Below are 1,127 nucleotides of genomic sequence, written 5' to 3'. Positions count from 1 at the left end.
ATTAAGAATTTGCCTGGCGGCCATAGCGCCGTGGAACCACCTGATCCCATGCCGAACTCAGAAGTGAAACACGGTAGCGCCGATGGTAGTGTGGCATTCGCCATGCGAGAGTAGGACACTGCCAGGCACCCAACATTGAAAGCCCGCTCATCCGAGCGGGCTTTTTTATTGGCTGACATTACCATACTAGGAGCAATTTTAGTCATATTTTGCTGCTTATCGCCCTATAACTAATTGTTTCATATCGCCTCAGTTCAAACCGCAAGGTGGGTTCGAGCCCGTGTTTGCTGACGTAATAATTGCTATCTCATGCTGGCTTGTCCATTTTGCTCTCCATTTGATTCCCTTTTTCCGAAACCCGGCGGCAAGCCTGCAATTAGAGTTGTATCTGCTTCATAACTCGGTAGAGTAAAGGGCATCTTGAGTTGGCCTGTACCCTCTCTTTCTTTTCTCTCTGGTACGAGCCTAACTTGCCTGCTTTTATCAACCTTTAGTCAGTGGTATCGATATGGAACCAGTAAACAAGTCCACCTTCAGCGATGTATTGGAATATGTGCGTATGTCCCGTCGCCAGAACAAACTCAAGCGCGAGATCGCCGACAACGAGAAGAAAATCCGTGATAACCAGAAGCGGGTACTGTTGCTTGACAACCTGAGCGACTATATCAAGCCGGGTATGAGCATAGATGAGGTTCAGGCCATCATCGCCAACATGCGTATCGACTATGAAGAGCGTGTCGACGATCACATCATCAAGAATGCCGAGCTGTCCAAAGAGCGTAAAGATCTGAGCTCCAAGCTCAAGGCCATGAGCTCCAGTAAATAGACCAGCCTCGCTGCTACCTGAAAACACCGGCTTTTGGCCGGTGTTGAGCCTGTAAATAATTCTGTGTAACTGCCCACTCCATTACAGGTGACCGTTCAGGCGATCACCGAATTCGATAATAAAACGCTTTAGGGCAAGCTTCCAATTCTGGATCGGCATGGTCCATTTCTTGGAGGCCTGCTGTATCGCGAGAAACGCCACTTTTAGCGCCGAGTCGTCGGTCGGGAAGAGCTTCCTTTGCTTGGTCGCTTTACGCAGCACGCTGTTCAGTGACTCGATCGCATTGGTGGTGTAAATCACC

2 protein-coding genes and 1 rRNA gene are annotated in these 1,127 nt (G+C 49.2%); 2 read left to right on the top strand and 1 reads right to left on the bottom strand.

Annotation, left to right across the window (positions count from 1 at the left end):
* The first annotated feature begins 12 nt into the window (after positions 1–12).
* Together rrf and tmaR are read left to right on the top strand one after the other, a co-directional pair.
* Positions 13–127 (top strand): 5S ribosomal RNA (gene rrf, locus GWQ22_RS21505).
* A 381-nt stretch (positions 128–508) separates the two neighbouring features.
* Positions 509–826: a PTS system regulator TmaR gene (tmaR, locus tag GWQ22_RS21500; RefSeq protein ID WP_042039123.1), complete on the top strand. Its 318-nt coding sequence runs from the start codon at positions 509–511 to the stop codon at positions 824–826.
* Between the two features lie 81 nt (positions 827–907).
* Here the strand turns inward: tmaR and GWQ22_RS21495 are convergent.
* The coding region (locus tag GWQ22_RS21495) for a transposase (RefSeq protein ID WP_275931628.1) at positions 908–1,127 on the bottom strand (220 nt) is incomplete at its 5' end.

It is taken from the genome of Aeromonas sp. 1HA1, assembly GCF_029237385.1.
GTDB classification, from domain to species: domain Bacteria; phylum Pseudomonadota; class Gammaproteobacteria; order Enterobacterales; family Aeromonadaceae; genus Aeromonas; species Aeromonas popoffii.
The sequence above is the reverse complement of the archived record's forward strand: the minus strand, read 5'-3'. Positions and strand labels throughout refer to the sequence as shown.